Annotated in this window: 18 protein-coding genes; 10 read left to right on the top strand and 8 right to left on the bottom strand. The window is 57.3% G+C overall.

What is annotated here, in order from left to right; genetic code table 11:
* The first annotated feature begins 41 nt into the window (after window positions 1–41).
* The 7 genes from AB3G35_RS11000 to AB3G35_RS11030 all read left to right on the top strand — a co-directional run bounded on the left by AB3G35_RS11000 (window position 42) and on the right by AB3G35_RS11030 (window position 7,314).
* Complete coding sequence (locus tag AB3G35_RS11000; protein ID WP_106116300.1) at window positions 42–1,124, top strand: 3-oxoacyl-ACP synthase III family protein; 1,083 nt, start codon at window positions 42–44, stop codon at window positions 1,122–1,124.
* Window positions 1,121–1,882 carry an SDR family NAD(P)-dependent oxidoreductase gene (locus AB3G35_RS11005; protein ID WP_106116301.1) on the top strand — a complete coding sequence of 254 codons (762 nt, stop codon included), beginning with the start codon at window positions 1,121–1,123 and terminating at the stop codon, window positions 1,880–1,882. Before AB3G35_RS11000 ends, AB3G35_RS11005 begins: the two co-directional genes overlap by 4 nt.
* A complete protein-coding gene (locus AB3G35_RS11010) occupies window positions 1,879–2,544 on the top strand; it encodes an acetyltransferase (protein ID WP_106116302.1) in 666 nt (221 codons plus the stop codon). Before AB3G35_RS11005 ends, AB3G35_RS11010 begins: the two co-directional genes overlap by 4 nt.
* A 4-nt stretch (window positions 2,545–2,548) precedes the next feature.
* Window positions 2,549–3,565: a ketoacyl-ACP synthase III gene (locus AB3G35_RS11015; RefSeq protein ID WP_106116303.1), complete on the top strand. Its 1,017-nt coding sequence runs from the start codon at window positions 2,549–2,551 to the stop codon at window positions 3,563–3,565.
* A 47-nt stretch (window positions 3,566–3,612) separates the two neighbouring features.
* The gene (locus tag AB3G35_RS11020) at window positions 3,613–4,791 is read left to right on the top strand and encodes a DegT/DnrJ/EryC1/StrS family aminotransferase (RefSeq protein WP_369782661.1); all 1,179 of its coding nucleotides are present in this window, start codon (window positions 3,613–3,615) and stop codon (window positions 4,789–4,791) included.
* 85 nt (window positions 4,792–4,876) lie between these two features.
* Window positions 4,877–6,874: a polysaccharide biosynthesis protein gene (locus AB3G35_RS11025; RefSeq protein ID WP_369782662.1), complete on the top strand. Its 1,998-nt coding sequence runs from the start codon at window positions 4,877–4,879 to the stop codon at window positions 6,872–6,874.
* Between the two features lie 110 nt (window positions 6,875–6,984).
* Window positions 6,985–7,314 (top strand): helix-hairpin-helix domain-containing protein, encoded by a 330-nt coding sequence (locus AB3G35_RS11030; protein WP_134050458.1) that lies wholly within the window; start codon window positions 6,985–6,987, stop codon window positions 7,312–7,314.
* 65 nt (window positions 7,315–7,379) lie between these two features.
* Here AB3G35_RS11030 and AB3G35_RS11035 read toward each other — a convergent pair whose 3' ends face one another.
* Window positions 7,380–7,943, bottom strand: a complete 564-nt coding sequence (locus AB3G35_RS11035; RefSeq protein ID WP_016780265.1) for a TetR/AcrR family transcriptional regulator — start codon at window positions 7,941–7,943, stop codon at window positions 7,380–7,382.
* Window positions 7,944–8,079: 136 nt separating this feature from the next.
* Window positions 8,080–8,247, bottom strand: coding sequence for a DUF2897 family protein (locus AB3G35_RS11040; protein WP_016780266.1), 168 nt, complete (start codon window positions 8,245–8,247; stop codon window positions 8,080–8,082).
* 227 nt (window positions 8,248–8,474) lie between these two features.
* Here AB3G35_RS11040 and pyrF point away from each other — a divergent pair, with 227 nt between their 5' ends.
* Complete coding sequence (gene pyrF / locus AB3G35_RS11045; protein ID WP_029611337.1) at window positions 8,475–9,173, top strand: orotidine-5'-phosphate decarboxylase; 699 nt, start codon at window positions 8,475–8,477, stop codon at window positions 9,171–9,173.
* Between the two features lie 84 nt (window positions 9,174–9,257).
* On the opposite strand, the gene AB3G35_RS11050 is transcribed toward pyrF, so the two are convergent.
* Complete coding sequence (locus AB3G35_RS11050; RefSeq protein WP_169908858.1) at window positions 9,258–10,262, bottom strand: NADP-dependent oxidoreductase; 1,005 nt, start codon at window positions 10,260–10,262, stop codon at window positions 9,258–9,260.
* Window positions 10,263–10,457: 195 nt separating this feature from the next.
* Between AB3G35_RS11050 and AB3G35_RS11055 the strand changes: the two genes are divergently transcribed.
* Entirely contained in the window at window positions 10,458–11,219 is a 762-nt protein-coding gene (locus AB3G35_RS11055) for an SDR family oxidoreductase (RefSeq protein WP_016780269.1), read from the top strand.
* 4 nt (window positions 11,220–11,223) lie between these two features.
* Here AB3G35_RS11055 and AB3G35_RS11060 read toward each other — a convergent pair whose 3' ends face one another.
* Window positions 11,224–12,414, bottom strand: a complete 1,191-nt coding sequence (locus AB3G35_RS11060; RefSeq protein WP_169908860.1) for a benzoate/H(+) symporter BenE family transporter — start codon at window positions 12,412–12,414, stop codon at window positions 11,224–11,226.
* Between the two features lie 227 nt (window positions 12,415–12,641).
* On the opposite strand from AB3G35_RS11060, the gene AB3G35_RS11065 reads away from it, so the two are divergent.
* A complete protein-coding gene (locus AB3G35_RS11065; protein ID WP_016780271.1) occupies window positions 12,642–13,409 on the top strand; it encodes a GntR family transcriptional regulator in 768 nt (255 codons plus the stop codon).
* Between the two features lie 111 nt (window positions 13,410–13,520).
* On the opposite strand, the gene guaD is transcribed toward AB3G35_RS11065, so the two are convergent.
* The 4 genes from guaD to xdhA are packed head-to-tail and all read right to left on the bottom strand — an operon-like array spanning window position 13,521 to window position 19,503.
* Entirely contained in the window at window positions 13,521–14,819 is a 1,299-nt protein-coding gene (gene guaD / locus AB3G35_RS11070) for a guanine deaminase (RefSeq protein WP_166672960.1), read from the bottom strand.
* A gap of 8 nt (window positions 14,820–14,827) precedes the next feature.
* Complete coding sequence (gene xdhC / locus AB3G35_RS11075; protein ID WP_369782664.1) at window positions 14,828–15,685, bottom strand: xanthine dehydrogenase accessory protein XdhC; 858 nt, start codon at window positions 15,683–15,685, stop codon at window positions 14,828–14,830.
* On the bottom strand, window positions 15,678–18,053 hold the full coding sequence (gene xdhB, locus AB3G35_RS11080; RefSeq protein ID WP_369782665.1) for a xanthine dehydrogenase molybdopterin binding subunit: 2,376 nt from the start codon (window positions 18,051–18,053) through the stop codon (window positions 15,678–15,680). The genes xdhC and xdhB overlap by 8 nt, the downstream gene beginning before the upstream one ends.
* On the bottom strand, window positions 18,046–19,503 hold the full coding sequence (xdhA, locus tag AB3G35_RS11085) for a xanthine dehydrogenase small subunit (RefSeq protein ID WP_106116312.1): 1,458 nt from the start codon (window positions 19,501–19,503) through the stop codon (window positions 18,046–18,048). The genes xdhB and xdhA overlap by 8 nt, the downstream gene beginning before the upstream one ends.
* Window positions 19,504–19,646 lie beyond the last annotated feature (143 nt).

Below are 19,646 nucleotides of genomic sequence, written 5' to 3' on the forward strand. Positions count from 1 at the left end.
GATTTATTTTGAATCTGCAGTATGTGGGATAGGAGAGTGCAATGACGTCCAATAATCATGTTCGATGGGTCAAGAATGTTCGAATTAAAGGCCTGGCCTGCTCTTTACCCGAAAAGGTAGAGGAGGTCGCTTGCCTGGGCGAAGTTTTTGGCACCGACAGCGTTGCTAAAATTATTGGTAGCACAGGGGTTGAACGTCGCCACGTCGTCACGGACGAATGCTCTTCTGATCTGTGTTTCGCTGCAGCTGAACAACTTATTGCAGACTTGGGCATCGATAGAAGCTCTATTGACACCTTGATTTTCGTTTCACAAACCCACGATTACACGCTGCCGGCAACCGCCTGTGTACTGCAGGAGCGCTTGGGTCTGCCGATGCATACGGCGGCGTTTGACGTGGCCATGGGATGTTCTGGTTATGTATACGGGCTGTGGACGGCCGCATCACTGTTGTCTGGCGGTGGCAGTAAACGTGCGCTTCTGCTGGTAGGTGACACCATCAGCAAAATTGTTTCCCCGGCTGACCGGGCAGTGGCCGCATTGTTTGGGGATGCGGGGACTGCGACTTTGCTTGAGCATGATCCGCAAGCACCTGATATGTCTTTTGTCATGGGCACAGACGGGCGCGGTGCGCAGAATCTGGTTGTTCCGGCGGGAGGTTACAGAGATCGTAGCGGAAACTCTGTGCACACGAGCGAAGAAGGCGTCCGTGGGCCATATGATCTGTACATGAACGGGGCAGAGATTTTCGCCTTCACGCTTGCGCGAGTGCCCGCTTTGGTCAGTGCCTTGCACGAGGCTAATGCAGCTGGAGAGCAGGCTATCGACAAGTATGTATTCCATCAGGCGAACCGTTTCATGCTGGATCATCTGGTAAAAAGGATGAAGCTGGAGCGCGAAAAAGTTGTGCTTGACGTCAAGGACGTGGGGAACACCAGTTGTGCCTCCATCCCATTGGCCATAAGCCTGCATCAAGGTAAAACGGGCGGGCATGTTTCGGGGCGTTTCATGCTTGCAGGCTTTGGTGTCGGTTATTCATGGGCCGGTTGTGTGGCCGAATTTGATAATGTGTGGATCAGTCCTTTGACTGTCACTTCGGGCAATAGCGCAGGGAGCGCGTCATGACGCAGTTCAACCCTTTCTCCTTGTCAGGCAAGCATATCCTCGTCACCGGCGCTTCGTCCGGCATTGGCCGTGAAGTTGCCATATGGCTTAGCCAGCAAGGCGCGATCATTACCCTGGCGGCACGGGATACGAGTCGCCTTGAGTCCACTCTTGAGCGTATGCAGGGTTCCGGCCATAACCTTGAGGTCATTGATTTTCTTGGGGGGGCTGATGTGCCTCAATGGCTCAAGTCTGTTGCCAAGGTATCATCACCCTTTGATGGCCTGGTGCATGCTGCTGGTGTGCAAATGCCAATGCCCATTCGTGCAACCAGCATTGATCACTGGGAAAAGATAATGTCCACCAATGTGACTTCCGGGTTTTCATTGATCAAGGCGTTTCGCCAGAAGGGTGTTTGCAACCCGGGCTCGAGTATCGTTCTCGTTTCCTCAGTAATGGCACAAGCCGGTGAGCCTGCCTTGCTCGGCTACTGTGCGAGCAAAGGCGCTGTTGAGGCCATGGTACGGGCCGCAGCTGTAGAACTGGCGCGCGAAGGCATTCGAGTCAACGCAATTGCACCCGGGGTTGTCCAGACCGAGCTGGTCGAAACCCTGGAGTCCCTGGTGGGTTCTGATTCAATGAAAGCTATCGAGCAACGTCATCCACTGGGCTTTGGCAAGCCTCTGGATGTCGCTTATGCGGCAAACTATCTTTTGTCTCCTGCTGCTGGCTGGGTGACGGGTACCACTATGGTAGTTGATGGGGGCTACCTGGCATGAGAACAACCAAAAAGCTTGTGATCATGGGAGCAGGGGGCTTTGGCCGTGAAGTTCATGCCTGGCTCCTGGATTTGATCAGCAAGGGTGAGTGCAAGGCAACCAGTGATACTGTTTGGGAAATTGCCGGATTCATTGACGACGTCAGCAATGCGCCCGATATTTTTGCAGGCTTGCCGCCGATCTTGTCAAAAATTGATGAGTATGTTCCTGAGCCAGACACCTATGTTGTGTGCGCTATTGCCAACCCTGCAGCGAAGAAGCTGCTGACTGCAAAGTTGCTGGACAAAGGGGCCGAATTTTTTACGTTGATTCACCCGACTGTCGTCATTGGCACTAATGTCGTGATTGGCAAGGGCACCGTTATTTGTCCCTTTACCGTATTGTCTACCGACCTTGTGGTGGGCGACTTTGTGACCATCAACTCAGCCTGTACGATGGGGCATGACACTCGCACCGCGGACTACTGCACACTCAGTGGGCATTGCGATGTAACCGGTGGCGTGACATTGCTGGAGGGTGCATTCCTTGGTTCGCACGCGGTTATTGTGCCCAAAGTTGTGGTCGGCGAGTATGCGGTCGTGGGGGCGGGTAGCGTAGTTATCAGAAAAGTCGCACCGGGTGTTACAGTCTTTGGTGTTCCTGCCAAACGTATTTCGGGATAAATATATGAATCAGTCCGCCAAAATTACGGCTATCGAATATGTGTTGCCTGCTCAAACCCTCTCGAACGAAGATTTGGCGCGTGATTTTCCTGAATGGAACGTAGACAAGATTTTCGGTAAAACCGGCATCAACAAACGTCAGGTTGTCGGTGTTGATGAGTGTGCTTCCGACCTGGCTTTTCAGGCGTGTGAAAAGCTCATCCATGCAGTAAATATTGAACGTTCCGATATTGACTTCATTATTTTGTGTACGCAGAGTCCGGATTATTTTTTGCCGGCCACTGCCTGTATTCTCCAGGATCGCCTGGGGCTGTCTACACACTGTGGAGCTTTTGATTTCAATCAGGGGTGCTCCGGCTTTATTTATGGCCTGGGCCTGGCTAAAGGTTTGATCGAAACCGGGCAAGCCAAAAATGTATTGCTGGTCACTGCAGACACTTACAGTAAATATATTCATCCGGCAGACAAGAGTGTGCGCACCCTGTTTGGCGATGCGGCGGCGGCTACCTTGATCCAGGCTGTGGCGGGGGGGCCTTTTATTGATCGCTTCCGTTACGGAACTGACGGTGCCGGTGCCAAAAATCTGATCGTGCCGATTGGCGGGGCGCGTAACCCTTCAGCGCTCAACCCGGCGCCTGAGCTTTACACGGATGACAGCGGCAACGTTCGAACCGACGCCAACCTGTACATGAACGGGGCGGCCATCTTCGAGTTTTCCATGACGCGAATTCCAGAACTTCTGGGTTCAATTTTTGACGACGCGTTTACGGTTGACGATGTCGATTTGTTTGCATTTCATCAGGCCAACAAATTTATGCTTGATTCTTTGCGTCGCCGGATCAAATTACCGGCTGAAAAGTTTATCTGTGAATTTGAGCACTGTGGCAATACGGTCTCTTCGAGCATTCCGGTTGCCTTGAAAGAGTCGTTGAACAACGGTGTTTTATCGGCCGGTAAAACCGTGGTCGGTGTTGGCTTTGGCGTTGGTTATTCTTGGGCCGGTTGTGTAATCAAGTGGTAAAAGTGCTTCGCTAATCTTTTTATCAGCGTTTCTGTAGGGGTGGTTTTGTGCTGAACACTAAGTTTTCTCCCTGGCCCTCCTTCACCGAAGAAGAAGCCAATGCTGCACGCGATGTCATTTTGTCGAACAAGGTCAATTACTGGACAGGCCAGGAGACGCGCTCTTTTGAAAAGGAGTTCGCCGCTTGGTCGGGTACCGAATATGCCGTAGCTCTGGCCAATGGCACGGTGGCGCTGGATTTGGCATTGAAAGCACTTGGCATTGGTGCCGGGGATGAAGTGATTGTTACGTCACGCACCTTTCTGGCGTCCGTCTCCAGTATTGTCAATGCGGGTGCGATCCCGGTTTTCGCCGATGTCGATCTTGATTCGCAGAATTTCACGGCAGACACCATCCGGTCGGTTTTGACGCCCCGCACCAAAGCTTTGATCTGTGTTCATTTGGCAGGCTGGCCCTGTGACATGGACCCGATCATGGCCCTGGTCAATGAACATGGCCTGAAAGTGATCGAGGATTGCGCCCAGGCTCACGGCGCTTATTACAAAGGTCGCCCGGTTGGCTCCATTGGTCATATCGGCGCCTGGTCGTTCTGCCAGGACAAGATCATGACCACTGGCGGTGAAGGCGGCATGGTCACCACCAATGATCGCCAGCTATGGGCAGATATGTGGGCTTACAAGGATCATGGCAAAAGCTGGGAAGCGGTTTACGAGCGTGAACACGCACCTGGTTTTCGCTGGCTGCATGAAAGCTTCGGGACCAACTGGCGGATGCTTGAAGTGCAGGCGGTGATCGGCCGGATTCAGCTGCGTCGCATGCAGGACTGGCATCGTGCGCGTCTCGACAATGCCCTGGCCATCTGGACTGCTGCCCGGCTACTGCCTGCGCTACGTGTTCCCGACTTGCCAGACGATGAAGTACATGCAGCCTACAAGTGCTATGTTTTTGTTCGCCCGCAATGCTTGAAACCGGATTGGTCCCGCGACCGCATTCTCAATGAGATCATCGCCCGGGGCGTGCCAGCTTTTTCTGGCTCTTGTTCCGAGGTTTATCTGGAGAAGGCGTTCGACAACACCGACTGGCGCCCGGCGCAACGCCTGGCCAATGCCAGGGAGCTGGGTGAGACGAGTATGATGTTTATGGTTCACCCAACTTTGACCGGGGAAGAGATCGGCTTGACCTGCAGGGTGATCAGTGATGTTGTTCAGCAAGCTTCGTTGTCGTGAGGTGTAACCTTGCGGCAAAGGGAAGGGGCATGGCTGTTGCAGTGCGTTGATGGTTTTTTAGGGCAGTAAAGGTGTTCAGGGGTTTATGGATAAAATTCGAGCGTACTTACTCAACCTTTCGCGGCGACAAAAACGCGTTATACAGGTCAGCACCGATGTAGTGCTCGTCTGGATAGCGTTGTGGCTTGCCTTCGTTGTGCGCCTGGGGATTGACGAAATGGTCAATCCCGTCAAATTGCATTTTTGGCTGTTTGTCGCTGCCCCGGTTGTCGCCATTCCTTTTTTTATCCGTTTCGGCATGTACCGCGCCGTCATGCGCTATTTCGGCAACGATGCGCTGATTGCCATCATCAAGGCGGTCAGTCTGTCGTCGCTGGTCCTGGCCGTGGTGATGTATTGGTACAGCACCCCTGAAAATGCCGTGCCGCGCTCGATAATCTTCAACTACTGGTGGCTGAGCCTGATCCTGCTCGGTGGCTTGCGCCTGGCCATGCGTCAATACTTCCTTGGCGACTGGTTTGCGGCTGTCCAGCATGTACCGTTTACCAATCGCGATGACGGCCTGCCGCGCGTGGCCATCTACGGTGCCGGTGCCGCAGGCAACCAGCTGGTAGCCGCCTTGCGCATGGGGCGCGCCATGCGGCCCGTGGCATTTATCGACGATGATGAAAGTATTGCAGATCGCATCATCTCTGGCTTGCAGGTTTACAAGCCTGAACATATTCAGCAAATGATCGAAAGCACGGGCGCCCAGGAACTGCTGCTGGCCGTCCCTTCTTCGTCCCGGGCCCGTCGCCGCGAGATTCTGGGCTTGCTCGAGGGGTTCCCTCTGCATGTGCGCAGTGTTCCCGGTTTTATGGATCTGGCCAGTGGCCGGGTCAAGGTTGACGATATCCAGGAAGTGGATATCGCCGATTTGCTGGGCCGCGACCCGGTACCTGCGCAAGGTGAGCTGCAGGAGCGTTGCATCAAGGGTCAATGTGTCATGGTCACAGGGGCTGGCGGCTCGATCGGTTCGGAGTTGTGCCGGCAGATCCTGGCGTTGAAGCCAACCACCCTGCTGCTGTTCGAGCACAGCGAGTTCAACCTGTACAGCATCTTTGGCGAGCTGGAGCGGCGGGTCAGCCTGGAATCGCTGTCGGTGAAAGTACTGCCGATCCTGGGTTCTGTGCGTTACCCGCACAAGTTGCTGGATGTGATGAAGACCTGGCATGTCGATACGGTGTATCACGCTGCAGCCTATAAACATGTGCCAATGGTTGAGCACAATATTGCCGAAGGTGTACTGAACAACGTTATCGGTACGCTAAACACCGCTCAGGCGGCGCTGCAGTCGGGTGTATCGAACTTCGTTTTGATCTCCACTGACAAGGCTGTGCGCCCGACTAATGTGATGGGCAGTACCAAGCGCCTTGCCGAAATGACCCTGCAAGCACTCAGTCGTGAAGTGGCGCCTGTGCTGTTCGGTGATTCGGCCAATGTGTCACGGGTGAATAAAACCCGTTTTACTATGGTGCGTTTTGGCAATGTGCTGGGCTCTTCCGGGTCGGTGATCCCGCTGTTTCACAAGCAGATCAAGGCCGGCGGCCCGCTGACCGTGACTCACCCGAAGATTACCCGCTACTTCATGACCATCCCGGAAGCCGCTCAACTGGTGATTCAGGCCGGTTCAATGGGGCAGGGGGGCGATGTATTTGTTCTTGATATGGGTGAGCCGGTGCGCATTGTCGAGCTGGCCGAGAAAATGATCCATCTGTCTGGCTTTAGCGTGCGCTCGGACAAGAATCTGCATGGCGATATTGAGATCGAGTTCACCGGCTTGCGCCCTGGCGAAAAGCTTTACGAAGAGTTGCTGATTGGCGACAACGTAGTCGCGACCCGACACCCCATGATCATGTGTGCCAACGAGGACATGTTGCCTTGGGATGAACTCAAGCAGCGATTGTCGCAATTGCTTGAAGCGGTTGATCAGGATGACTATGTGCGCGTGCGCCAGTTGTTGCGTGAGACGGTCAGCGGTTATGCCCCCGAGGGTGAGATTGTTGACTGGATTCACCAGCAGCGCCGTGTCGAGCCATCCTGATTACATACCCTGCAATGCTCTGGTTTTTGACACTCTTTAACCATCGCCTAAGTTTGAAATACAGCTCAGGAAAGCTGTTTTCAACTTAACGATGTTATGGAGTGTCAATTATGCGTACCGCTTTTCTCTCTTCGATGTTTTTTGCCTTGATGGTGGGTATTACCGGTGTGGCCCATGCCACGCCGGCGGCAGGTGCTGTTGAACCGGTGGTTGCTATGCAAGTAATGTCGGATGCCAAAGTGGTAACGATAAACATCAACACCGCGGATGAGGCCACCCTGCAGCGTGAACTCTCTGGCGTAGGCCCTGTTAAAGCCCGGGCGATCGTGGCTTACCGCGAGGCCAATGGTGACTTTGCTTCAATCGATGAGTTGCTTGAGGTCAAAGGCATAGGCAAGGTTATTTTCGACAGAAATCGCGACAAGATTGCGGTCAACTGAACGCCGGGCTACTGAACGGAAAAAGCCAGTCAATGACTGGCTTTTTTGTGCCAGGCTGTAAGTGCTCAGGCAGGTGGCACTGACTGCTTCAAGGCGCTGCGTGTGACGTCGAAAATCTTGTGTTTCAGCGCGTCACTCTCTGCGCCGCGGGCGAGAACCAATGCGCCGACCAGGGTGGCGAAGATCACGATGCTCTTGTCTTCGCTGTCAGCCCCTTGCAGGGTGGCTTGTATCTGTTTGAGCCTGGCGTCGATGACATGGTCGGTGGTAGCACTGGCCTGGCCCTGCTGGGCCATCTCCACGGACATGGTCGGCAACGGGCAGCCTTCATGGGGTGAGGTCAGGTGCCATTCAGACAAGTAAGCATCGATAAAGGCATGCAGCGGCTGGGGCTGGCTGAACAGTTCGGCGCAGATACCGTCAACCTGGCTGGCGGCGTGCTGCAGGGCTTTTTCTACCAGATCGTTTTTGGATGAAAAGTGGGCATAGAACCCCCCGTGAGTAAGGCCCAGTGATTTCATCAGGGGCTGCAGGCCTGTTGCACCAATACCGTCTCGTCGAAAGAGTCCGGATGCTTCTCTAACGATGCGCTGATGGGTTTGGGCTTTATGATCGTGTGAGTAGCGCATGGCAGGTGTCTCTTTATGCAATGGACCATCATAGCGTCGACTTTCAAGCAGATGCAGTGGTAAATCGTGCAACTGCTTGTAGGTTTTTCCCACTGATGCTGATTCCTTGAAATGCAGGCCCTGACCGTTTATCTGGTTACCCGTCCTTTGATTCTTTGGCGTCCATTTCGGCATTGCGTTCGGCAACGCGTTTGCGTTGCTCATCGGTCAGTTCAACTTTGTTGGCGGTGTCACGCAGGGTCATCAGGGCGCCGAGGATGGCACCAATGGCGACGACGATAATTAACCAGGCATACCAAGGCATAGAGTGTTCTCCGTGTTTAATGCCGCACAGGGCTGGGTTGCAGTGTGCGACGATTTATCCTGTTAAGTGAGTAAGTGTTCGATGCTTTCAGTGTAGGCCGGTTATTCGCGCGTGTGCGGGATAACCTTGGGAATGACTAAAAACGTGAATTTGCGATCATCGGGTGCCGGTTAGCGGCTGGTTCCGCTACAATGCGCGCCGATTTCGACCAGCCTGAGAACCCGCTAATGTCCGACTGCCAGACTCCTATTATCGTCGCCCTGGATTTCCCAACGCGTGACGCCGCATTGAAACTGGCTGATCAATTGGACCCCAAGCTGTGCCGCGTCAAGGTGGGCAAAGAGCTGTTCACCAGCTGTGCTTCGGAAATTGTCGGCACTTTGCGTGACAAGGGTTTTGAAGTGTTCCTGGACCTGAAGTTCCACGATATCCCCAATACCACGGCAATGGCGGTCAAGGCCGCTGCCGAAATGGGCGTATGGATGGTGAACGTTCACTGTTCCGGCGGCTTGCGCATGATGGCCGCTTGCCGTGAAGTGCTCGACAAGCGTACCGGCCCGCAGCCGTTGTTGATTGGCGTGACCGTGCTGACCAGCATGGAGCGCGAAGACCTGGCCGGTATCGGTCTGGATATCGAGCCTCAGGAGCAGGTGCTGCGCCTGGCAGCCTTGGCCGAAAAGGCCGGAATGGACGGCCTGGTGTGTTCGGCTCTGGAAGCGCAAGCGCTGAAGGCTGCGCACCCGAGCCTGCAGTTGGTGACACCGGGGATTCGTCCTGCGGGCAGTGCGCAGGATGATCAGCGCCGTATCCTGACCCCTCGCCAGGCACTGGATGCCGGTTCTGACTATCTGGTGATCGGTCGCCCGATCAGTCAGGCAGCCGACCCGGCCAAGGCACTCGCTGCTGTGGTTGCTGAACTGGCTTAAGGCTGTTTACGACCGGTCTGATGCTGGGGGAGCGGGCTTGCGCCTGTATCGCGAGCAAGCCCGCTCCCACCCTTATGTGGCGTGTCAGACCTTCAACACCAGCTTGCCGTGATTTTCCCCGCTGAACAGCTTCGCCAGGCTCTCCGGGAAGCTTTCCAGGCCTTCAACAATATGCTCCTTGCTTTTCAACTGGCCCTTGAGCAGCCAGCCCGCCATCTCCTGCCCGGCCGCTGCATAGCGATCGGCGTAGTCCATCACCACAAAGCCTTCCATACGCGCGCGATTGACCAGCAGTGACAAGTAGTTGGCCGGGCCTTTCACGGCTTCCTTGTTGTTGTACTGGCTGATGGCGCCGCAGATGATGACCCGCGCCTTGAAATTCAGGCGGCTGAGGACTGCGTCGAGAATATCGCCGCCCACATTGTCGAAAAACACATCAACGCCTTTAGGGCATTCGCGCTTGAGGCCTGCTAGTACATCTTCGCTCTTGTAGTCGATGGTGCCGTCGAAGCCAAACTCATCGACCAGTCGCGCGCATTTTTCCTCGCCTCCGGCGATGCCCACTACGCGGCAGCCCTTCAACTTGGCAATTTGCCCGGCAATGCTGCCAACAGCCCCCGCTGCGCCGGAGATCACCACGGTGTCTCCTGCTTTGGGTGCGCCGACATCCAGCAATGCGAAGTAGGCGGTCATGCCGGTCATGCCCAGTGCGGACAAATACACCGGCAGCGGTACCAGTTTCGGGTCGACCTTGTAGAAACCCCGTGGTTCGCCTGTGAAGTAATCCTGCACGCCCAGGGCACCGTTGACGTAGTCCCCTACAGCAAAGCCCGGGTGTGCCGAAGCGATGACCTTGCCCACACCGAGGGCGCGCATCACATCGCCCAGCGCAACAGGCGGGATATAGGACTTGCCCTCGTTCATCCAGCCACGCATGGCCGGGTCAAGGGACAGGTATTCGTTCTTGACCAGGATCTGCCCCTCCTCGGGCTGTACCACGGGCACTCGCTGGAAGGTGAAGGTGTCGCGGGTTGCTGCACCGACTGGACGTTTGGAGAGCAGGAATTGGCGGTTTGTCTGGTCAGTCATTGCTATAACTCATTGGAGATTGATCACTGTTGATAGACCTTCTCAAGCCACAGGGCAAGTGAATGCGCGTTTACGAATAGGTTTTTATCAGTGGCGGTGATGGTGGTAGGCAGGCTTTTATCACTCGGATAAATAAGCGGATGACCGTGCCTGAATGTTTCGGGGCACCGATGCACTCTGCTGAGGATTACACCAATGGGCATGACGTTTACCGGGCAAGTGGCTGTGGTAACGGGCGCCGGAGCAGGCATTGGCCGGGCCACGGCCCTGGCGTTTGCCGCCGAAGGCCTGAAGGTGGTGGTGGCTGATCGGGATGTGGCTGGCGGCGAAGATACGGTGGCCCGGATAAAGGCGGCGGGTGGCAGTGCGGTTTTCGCAAGCTGCGATGTAACTGTCGAAGCTCAGGTCAAAAATCTGATGGAAAAGGTGATCAGCACCTACGGTCGTCTGGACTATGCCTTTAACAATGCCGGGATCGAGATCGAGCAAGGGCGTCTGGCCGACGGCACCCTGGACGAGTTCGACGCGATCATGGGAGTGAACGTCAAGGGCGTGTGGCTGTGCATGAAATATCAGTTGCCATTGATGCTGGCCCAGGGTGGCGGGGCGATCGTCAATACCGCCTCGGTGGCCGGGCTGGGCGCTGCACCGAAAATGAGCATCTACTCGGCGTCCAAGCATGCGGTGATCGGGCTGACCAAATCGGCGGCCATCGAGTATGCGAAAAAACATATTCGGGTTAACGCCGTTTGCCCTGGGGTAATCGATACCGATATGTTTCGCCGCGCTTATGAGGCCGACCCGCGCAAGGCCGAGTTCGCCGCCGCCATGCACCCGGTGGGCCGTATCGGTAAAGTCGAAGAGGTGGCCAGCGCCGTGCTGTATCTGTGCTCGGACGGCGCGGCGTTTACCACCGGCCATGCGCTGGCGGTGGATGGCGGGGCACTGGCGATCTGATCGCTTAGCGTGCCTTGACGTTCAGGATCATTAGGGTCAGCACACCCGCGACAATGCCCCAGAATGCCGAGCCGATTGAAAACAGGGTCATGCCCGATGCCGTGACCATAAAGGTGACCAAGGCCGCTTCACGCTCCCTGGCTTCGCCCATGGCAATGCTCAGGCCGTTCATGATCGAACCGAACAGTGCCAGGGCGGCAATCGACAGCACCAGTTCCTTGGGCAGTGAGGCGAACAGGGCGGCCAAGGTGGCGCCGAATATGCCGGCAATGCCATAGAAAATCCCGCACCACACGGCTGCGGTATAGCGTTTTTTCGGATCTTCGTGGGCATGGGGGCCGGTGCAGATGGCGGCACTGATCGCCGCCAGGTTGATGCCGTGGGAGCCGAAAGGTGCCAGCAGCAGCGAGGCCACGCCGGTGGTGGTGATCAGCGGCGAGGCAGGTACGTCATAGCCATCAGCCCGCAGCACGGCGATACCCGGCATGTTTTGCGAGGTCATGGCCACCACAAACAGGGGGATGCCGATGCTGATGGTTGCCGCCAGTGAGAATGACGGTGTGGTCCACACCGGTACGGCCACTTCAAGGGTAAAACCGCTGAAGTCCAGCAGCCCGAGCATGCCCGAGAGCAGTGTGCCGATCAGCAGCGCCGCCAGCACGGCGTAGCGCGGCGACAGGCGCTTGACGATCAGGTAGGTAAAAAACATGCCGATTACCAGGCCGGTGCGGTGTTGCGCGGCGACGAAGATTTCGCTGCCGATCTTGAACAGGATGCCCGCCAGCAACGCGGCGGCCAGGGATGAGGGGATGCGCTTGACCAGGCGCTCAAAACTGCCGGTGATGCCACAGATGATCACCAGTACCGCGCAGGTGATATAGGCCCCGATGGCTTCACCGTAACTGACACCGCCCAGGCTGGTGATCAACAGCGCCGCCCCCGGGGTGGACCAGGCGATGGTGATCGGTGTGCGATAACGCAAAGACAAGCCTATGCTGCAAACAGCCATGCCGATCGACAGTGCCCAGATCCATGATGAAATCTGCCCGCTGGTAAGTCCCGCTGCCTGCCCCGCCTGAAACATCAGGACCAGGGAGCTGGTGTAGCCGGTCATCATGGCGATAAAGCCTGCGACCACCGCCGAGGGCGAGGTGTCTGCCAGTGGATGCAAGCGCGGCTGCGTGGCGTCAGTCATGGAACGGTCTTCCTTGTGTGCTATAGGAGTTCGGACAGGCAACAAGCCTAAACGTAAAGGTTGTATTCAGTTGCAATACAGCAGGGTTCGTAAACGACCGTACAGTCGTACTGGCACTGTGCTTTGTGTACAATGCGTCCTGTTTTTTGCATTAATTTCTGGTCGGCGACACCCGTTTACGTACTAACGTAACCCCTTCATCGCCGCCGCTTCCCACACGAGTGCCCATGAACGAACAGTTGCAGCCTCTCAAGAAACAACCCCGCGCTGGCAAGGCTGGCCGCAGTGGAACCCAGGACGATATCGTCTACGCGCATATTTTCGAGGCGATCCTTGAACAGCGTCTGGCGCCTGGCACCAAGTTGAGTGAAGAGGCTCTGGGCGAAATCTTTGGCGTGAGCCGCACCATTATCCGTCGCGCCTTGTCGCGTCTGGCCCATGAAGGGGTTGTTTTGCTGCGGCCCAATCGCGGTGCAGTGGTGGCGAGCCCGAGCGTGGATGAAGCGCGCCAGGTGTTTCTGGCCCGGCGACTGGTTGAAAAGGCGATCACCGAATTGGCGGTGGTGCATGCCACGGCAGATGACCTGGCGCAATTGCGCAAGATGGTGCAGGACGAGCGCGACAGTTTTTCGCGGGGCGATCGCGGTGCCGGGATTCGCCTGTCGGGCGAGTTTCACCTGAAGCTGGCCGAAGCGGCCAAGAATGCGCCGCTGATCAGCTTTCAGCGCAGCCTGGTATCGCAAACGTCGTTGATTATTGCCCAGTACGAGAGCGGTAACCGCTCGCACTGTTCGTATGACGAACACATGCAGCTGATTGATGCCATTGAAGCCCGGGATGCCGATCAGGCCGTGCACCTGATGATGCACCATATGGATCATATCGACAGCAAGCTCAACCTTGACGAGGAAAGCGCCTCGGATGACTTGCACGCAGTGTTTTCGCACTTGCTGCAAACCAAGGGCAAAAGCCCCCGGCCTGCTGCCAAGCTTTAAGCCTCGGCTGCTCTTGTGGGAGCGGGCTTGCCCGCGATGTAGGCGACGCGGTGCTTTAGTTAAACCGCGCCGATACCCTCGCGAGCAAGCCCGCTCCCACCAGGGAGATTATCAGCGTTGATGTACCAGATTACCTGCTGCGTAGGTTTGCTGCACGGTGCGGTCGTCGCCCAGGGTCATCAATACAAACAGCGTTTCGGCGATGTTTTTTGACTGCTTCAGGCGATAGCTCATCAGCGGCGTAGCGTTGTAGTCCAGTACCAGGAAGTCAGCGTCGCTGCCCGGTTGCAGATTGCCGATCTTGTCTTCCAGGCGCAGTGCCCGCGCCCCGCCCAACGTAGCCAGATACAACGACTTGAACGGATTGAGGCGTGCACCCTGCAGTTGCATGACCTTGTAGGCTTCGTTCAGGGTGTTGAGCAGCGAGAAGCTGGTCCCCGCGCCAACATCCGTGCCCAGGCCCACATTGAGTTTGTGTTTCTCGGCCATCGGCAGGTTGAACAAACCGCTGCCCAAAAACAGGTTGGAAGTAGGGCAGAACGCCACTGCCGAACCGGTCTCGGCCAGTCGCGCACATTCCTCGTCACACAGATGCACACCGTGGGCAAATACCGAGCGTTCACCCAGCAACTGGTAGTGGTCGTACACGTCCAGATAACCTTTGCGCTCCGGGAACAGCGACTTCACCCACTCGATTTCCTGCAGGTTCTCGCTGATATGGGTGTGCAGATACACATCCGGGTATTCGCCCAGCAGCTTGCCCGCCAGGGTCAGTTGCTCCGGGGTGCTGGTCGGCGCGAAGCGCGGGGTGACGGCATAGTGCAGGCGGCCCTTGCCATGCCAGCGTTCGATCAGCGCCTTGCTCTCGCTGTAGCCGGTTTCGGCGGTGTCGGTCAGATAGTCCGGGGCGTTGCGGTCCATCATTACCTTACCGGCGATCAGGCGCAGGTCCAGACGCTGTGCAGCCTCGAACAAAGCATCCACCGATTGCGGGTGTACGCTGCCGAACACCAAGGCCGTGGTGGTGCCATTGCGTAGCAGTTCCTTGAGGAAAACATCGGCCACTTCGTCAGCATGGGCCTTGTCGGCGAACTGGTTTTCGCATGGGAAGGTGTAGGTGTTGAGCCAATCAAGCAGTTGCTCGCCGTAGGCGCCGATCATTCCGGTTTGCGGGAAATGGATATGGGTATCGATAAAGCCGGGGGTGATCAGCGCATCCTTGTACTCGGTGACTGCAATGTCGGCGCTCAGTGTGCCGAGCAGTTCGCTGGCCGGCCCCACGGCTTTGATCCGGCCGTTGTCGACCACCAGCAAGCCGTCTTCAAAATATTCGTAGGAGGCCTCGATCCCGACTTCGGCAGGGTCGGCGATGCTGTGCAAAATGGCGGCGCGATAGGCTTTACAGGTCATGGCAATTCTCAGTGTGTGGCATGGCTGCGTCGTGAAGATGGCAGCAATTGTTTAATGGATTCAGATGACGCGCTGTCGGCGCTCACAGTGTGCTGGCCGAAATGGGTGTTGTAGGTGGCGATGATTTCGCCGGCGATGGAAATGGCAATTTCAACAGGCAGTTTACCTTTGACTTCGCTCAGGCCCATCGGGCAGCGCATGCGCTGCAAAGGTGAGGCAGCGATACCGCGCTCACGCAAGCGATGCTCAAACTTCACGCGCTTGGTTTTGGAACCAATCAAGCCGAAGTAGGTAAAGTCGTTGCGTTTAAGCAGGGCAGCGCTGAGTTCCAGGTCCAGGGCGTGATTATGCGTCATGACGATGCAGTAGCAACCCGCTGGCAGTGTATCGACCTCGTCAACTGGCTCATCGGTGACGATTTTTTCCACGCCCGGGGGCATGACTGACGGGAATTCCTGCTCCCGAGAGTCGATCCAGCGCACCCGGCACGGCAGACTGGCGAGCAGGGGTACCAGAGCGCGGGCCACATGCCCTGCGCCAAACACGGCGATCTGCGCCTGGACCTGGCCCATCGGCTCGAACAGCAACACCGCCACCCCTCCGCAACACTGGCCAAGGCTGGCGCCGAGGCTGAAACGTTGTAGATGGGTATCGTGCTTGCCGCTGTCGAGCATCTGGCGGGCAATTTCCATTGCCTTGTACTCCAGATGACCGCCACCGATGGTATCGAAGATTTTATCAGCGCAAATCACCATCTTTGAACCGGTATTGCGCGGGGTAGAGCCTTGCTCTTCGATGATTGTCACCAGCACGCAAGGTTCGCCTTGCTGCTGCAGCTCGGCCAGGGCGCTGATCCAGTTATTCATGCTGATCTCCCGACAGGATTTTGCGCATTTGCTCACACCCCCACAGCACCCGCTCCGGGGTGGCCGGGGCATCAATCGCAGGTTGCACGCGATAGTCGGCCAGGCTTGCCACGGCGTCCTTGAGCGCGCACCAGGCGGCGATGCCGAGCATAAATGGCGGCTCACCGACAGCCTTGGAGTGGAACACGGTGTCTTCGGGGTTCTTGCGGTTTTCTACCAGGGTGACGCGCAAATCCAGCGGCATGTCTGCCACCGCCGGGATCTTGTAGCTGGCCGGGCCGTTGGTCATCAGCTTGCCCTTGGCGTTCCACACCAGTTCTTCCATGGTCAGCCAGCCCGCGCCCTGGATATAGCCGCCTTCGATCTGGCCGATATCAATGGCCGGGTTCAGCGAAGCACCAACATCGTGGAGGATGTCGGTACGCAACATCTTGTATTCGCCGGTCAGGGTGTCGACGATGACCTCGGCGCAGGCGGCGCCAAAGGCAAAGTAGTAAAACGGTCGGCCGCGTGCCTGGCTGCGGTCATAGAAAATTTTCGGGGTTTTGTAGTACCCGGTGCTTGAGAGCGACACCTGGCCGAAGTAGGCCTGCTGGATCAGGCTTTCAAAACTGATGATCTGCTCGCCAATGCGCACCTGGCCGTTGTGAAAGATCACCGCCTGTTCGTCGACCTGATACTTGCCGGCTGCAAACTCGATCAGCCGCTGCTTGATGGTTTCGGCTGCGTTTTGCGCGGCCTTGCCATTGAGATCGGCGCCACTGGACGCTGCTGTAGGTGAGGTGTTGGGCACTTTGTCAGTATTGGTGGCGGTGATCTGCACACGGCTGATATCCACCTGGAACACCTCGGCCACCACCTGCGCGACCTTGATATTCAAGCCCTGGCCCATCTCGGTGCCACCGTGGTTGAGGTGGATGCTGCCATCGGTGTAGATGTGGATCAGCGCACCGGCCTGGTTGAGAAAGCTGGCGGTAAAGGAAATGCCGAACTTGACCGGGGTCAGCGCCAGGCCTTTTTTCAGGATCGGGCTGGCGGCATTGAACGCCTTGATCGCTTCGCGGCGTTCGGCGTACTGGCTGCTGGCCTCCAGGTCGGCGGTCATTTCTTGCAGCAGGTTGTGTTCCACGGTTTGGTAGTAGTGGGTCACGTTGCGTTCGGTCTTGCCGTAGTAGTTGGCCTTGCGCACGGCCAGCGGATCGAGGCCCAGGTGGCGGGCGATGCGGTCCATGACTTCTTCGATGGCGACCATCCCTTGCGGACCGCCGAAACCGCGGTAGGCGGTATTTGAAGCCGTATTGGTTTTACAGCGATAGCCATTGATCGTTGCATCGCCCAGGTAGTAGGCGTTGTCGGCATGGAACATGGCGCGGTCGACGATGGAGTTGGACAAGTCCGGTGAGCAGCCGCAGTTGCCCGCCAGGTTCAGCACGATGCCCTGCAAGCGGCCGCTGGCGTCGAAACCGACGTCATATTCGATATAAAACGGGTGGCGCTTGCCGGTCATCAGCATGTCTTCGACCCGTGGCAGGCGCATCTTGGTCGGTTGCCCGGTGAGGCGTGCCACCACGGCGCACAGGCAGGCGGGGCTGGCGGCCTGGGTCTCCTTGCCACCGAAGCCACCGCCCATACGGCGCATGTCGACGACGATCTTGTTCATTGAAACATCAAGGACTTCTGCCACCAGCTTCTGCACTTCGGTGGGGTTTTGCGTGGAGCAGTACACGATCATCCCGCCATCTTCGGTGGGCATGACCGATGAAATCTGCGTTTCGAGGTAGAAATGCTCCTGCCCGCCGATATGCAGGTTACCTTGCAGGCGATGTTCGGCCGCAGCCAGTGCGGTGCTTGAGTCGCCGCGTTGATGGGTGTGGGTGTCGAGCACAAAGTGTTTTTGGCGCAGGGCCTGCACCACGTCCAGCACGGGTTCCAGGTCTTCGTATTCGATAATGGCGGCCATTGCCGCCCTGCGTGCTGTGTCCAGGTTGCTGGCAGCCACAGCCAGGACCGGCTGGCCGACAAACTCCACCTTGTCGATGGCCAGCAGCGGGTCGCCGGGCAGCAACGGGCCGATGTCCTTGAGGCCGGGGATATCTTCGTGGGTGATGACCAGGCGCACGCCTTCGAAGGCGTAGCAGGGCGTGGTGTCGACACGCAGGATTCTGGCGTGGGCACGGTCGGACAGGCGTGCGAAAAGGTGCAGCTGGTTGGGGAATTCCAGCCGGTCATCAATGTACTGCGCTTCGCCGCTGACATGCTTTTCGGCGCTGTCATGCTTGACGCTGCGCCCTACGCCGGTTTTCAAATCCTGCTGGAAGAGGGCGGTCAGCTCGGCCTGGGTCGGGGCAACCTTGTGATGGTTAGACATAAGCTGTTACCCGCGTCTCGAGATGTGGCGTTTGCTGTTCGATAAAGTATTTGCGCAGCAGGTTTTGTGCACTCAGCAGGCGGTATTCCTTGCTGGCGCGAAAGTCCGAGAGCGGGGTGAAGTCGTTTGCCAGTGCAGCGCAGGCCCGTTCGATGCTGGCGCTGTTCCAGTCGGCGCCGAGCAATGCTGCTTCGCAGGCGGCGGCGCGTTTGGCGATGGCCGCCATGCCGCCGAATGCCACGCGGGCCCCAGTGACCACGCCATTGTCGATGTGCAGGTTGAATGCTGCGCAAACGGCGCTGATGTCGTCGTCCAGGCGCTTGGAAATTTTGTAGGCACGAAATGTCTGGCTGGGATCGGCACGGGGGATGATGATCTTTTCGATAAATTCACCCTCCTGGCGCGCGGTAACCCGGTAATCAATGAAGTAGTCTTCAATGGCCAGCGTGCGGCGGGTTTGGCCCTTGCGCAGCAACAGCTGCGCGCCGAGGGCAATCAGCAGCGGGGGTGAGTCGCCAATCGGCGAGGCGTTGCCGATATTGCCGCCCAGGGTGCCCTGATTGCGGATTTGCAGTGAGGCAAAACGCTGCAGCAGCTCGCCAAAGTCAGGGTGCTCGGTATTGAGCGTGGCATAGGCATCAGTCAGGGAAACGGCGGCGCCGATTTCAATGCGATCGGCGAAGTGCTCGATGCGCTTCATCTCGGCCACGTTGCCGACGTAGATCATCACCGGCAACGGGCGATGAAACTGGGTGACCTCCAGTGCCAGGTCGGTACCGCCTGCCAGCAGCCGGGCCTGGGGCTGGGACTCGTAGAGTTCGGCCAGGTCGCTGACGGTCAAGGGCAGCAGGCAGCGTTTATCGCCGCTGTTGAGTTCGCCGGTCTGGCTTGGGGTGATTGCCTTGAGCTGGGCGATGGTTGCGCTGTGCCGGGCATCGAACTGATCCGGTTGCTGCCCGGCGCATGCCTGTTCGGCAGCCGCCAGTATGGGCCGGTAGCCCGTGCAGCGACAGAGGTTGCCGGCAAGTGCCTCGTGGGCTTGATGGCCATCAGCCTGGCCGCTGCTGTTTTTTTGCAGGGCGAACAGCGACATCACAAAACCCGGGGTGCAAAAGCCGCACTGCGAGCCGTGGCAGTCGACCATCGCCCGCTGCACGCTGTGCAGTTGGCCCTGGTGTTTCAAGTCTTCGACGCTGATCAGTTGTTTGCCGTGCAGTGCCGAGACAAAGGTCAGGCACGAATTCAGGCTGCGATAGCGCAGCCGCTCAAGGCCCTGGTCGTCCGTGTGCAGCTCGCCGACCACCACGGTGCAGGCGCCGCAGTCACCGCTGGCGCAGCCTTCTTTGGTGCCGGGTTTGTGCAAGTGCTCGCGCAAATAGTTGAGCACGGTCAGGTTGGGGTCCAGCGTGTGCTCGGTGCGCAGCGTCTGGTTGAGTAGGAACTGGATCACGGAAGGCCTCGCATAATCATTATTGTTGTAACGCGGGATGAGTAGAAATCTAGCTAAAGTTGACCTGCGGGTCAAGAAATAGCGCTCGCTCATCCCTGTGATTGATATCCGGGGGATTTATTTGCTTATTTCGTGCCATATTC

This window comes from Pseudomonas sp. WC2401, assembly GCF_041200115.1.
GTDB lineage: Bacteria > Pseudomonadota > Gammaproteobacteria > Pseudomonadales > Pseudomonadaceae > Aquipseudomonas > Aquipseudomonas fragi.

Excerpts from the sequence above, each read along its gene's own strand:
- AB3G35_RS11000 (WP_106116300.1), top strand. The coding sequence starts at position 42 with ATGACGTCCAATAATCATGTTCGATGGGTCAAGAATGTTCGAATTAAA.
- AB3G35_RS11005 (WP_106116301.1), top strand. The coding sequence starts at position 1,121 with ATGACGCAGTTCAACCCTTTCTCCTTGTCAGGCAAGCATATCCTCGTC.
- AB3G35_RS11010 (WP_106116302.1), top strand. The coding sequence starts at position 1,879 with ATGAGAACAACCAAAAAGCTTGTGATCATGGGAGCAGGGGGCTTTGGC.
- AB3G35_RS11015 (WP_106116303.1), top strand. The coding sequence starts at position 2,549 with ATGAATCAGTCCGCCAAAATTACGGCTATCGAATATGTGTTGCCTGCT.
- AB3G35_RS11025 (WP_369782662.1), top strand. The coding sequence starts at position 4,877 with ATGGATAAAATTCGAGCGTACTTACTCAACCTTTCGCGGCGACAAAAA.
- AB3G35_RS11030 (WP_134050458.1), top strand. The coding sequence starts at position 6,985 with ATGCGTACCGCTTTTCTCTCTTCGATGTTTTTTGCCTTGATGGTGGGT.
- AB3G35_RS11035 (WP_016780265.1), bottom strand. The coding sequence starts at position 7,943 with ATGCGCTACTCACACGATCATAAAGCCCAAACCCATCAGCGCATCGTT.
- AB3G35_RS11040 (WP_016780266.1), bottom strand. The coding sequence starts at position 8,247 with ATGCCTTGGTATGCCTGGTTAATTATCGTCGTCGCCATTGGTGCCATC.
- pyrF (WP_029611337.1), top strand. The coding sequence starts at position 8,475 with ATGTCCGACTGCCAGACTCCTATTATCGTCGCCCTGGATTTCCCAACG.
- AB3G35_RS11050 (WP_169908858.1), bottom strand. The coding sequence starts at position 10,262 with ATGACTGACCAGACAAACCGCCAATTCCTGCTCTCCAAACGTCCAGTC.
- AB3G35_RS11055 (WP_016780269.1), top strand. The coding sequence starts at position 10,458 with ATGGGCATGACGTTTACCGGGCAAGTGGCTGTGGTAACGGGCGCCGGA.
- AB3G35_RS11060 (WP_169908860.1), bottom strand. The coding sequence starts at position 12,414 with ATGACTGACGCCACGCAGCCGCGCTTGCATCCACTGGCAGACACCTCG.
- AB3G35_RS11065 (WP_016780271.1), top strand. The coding sequence starts at position 12,642 with ATGAACGAACAGTTGCAGCCTCTCAAGAAACAACCCCGCGCTGGCAAG.
- guaD (WP_166672960.1), bottom strand. The coding sequence starts at position 14,819 with ATGACCTGTAAAGCCTATCGCGCCGCCATTTTGCACAGCATCGCCGAC.
- xdhC (WP_369782664.1), bottom strand. The coding sequence starts at position 15,685 with ATGAATAACTGGATCAGCGCCCTGGCCGAGCTGCAGCAGCAAGGCGAA.
- xdhB (WP_369782665.1), bottom strand. The coding sequence starts at position 18,053 with ATGTCTAACCATCACAAGGTTGCCCCGACCCAGGCCGAGCTGACCGCC.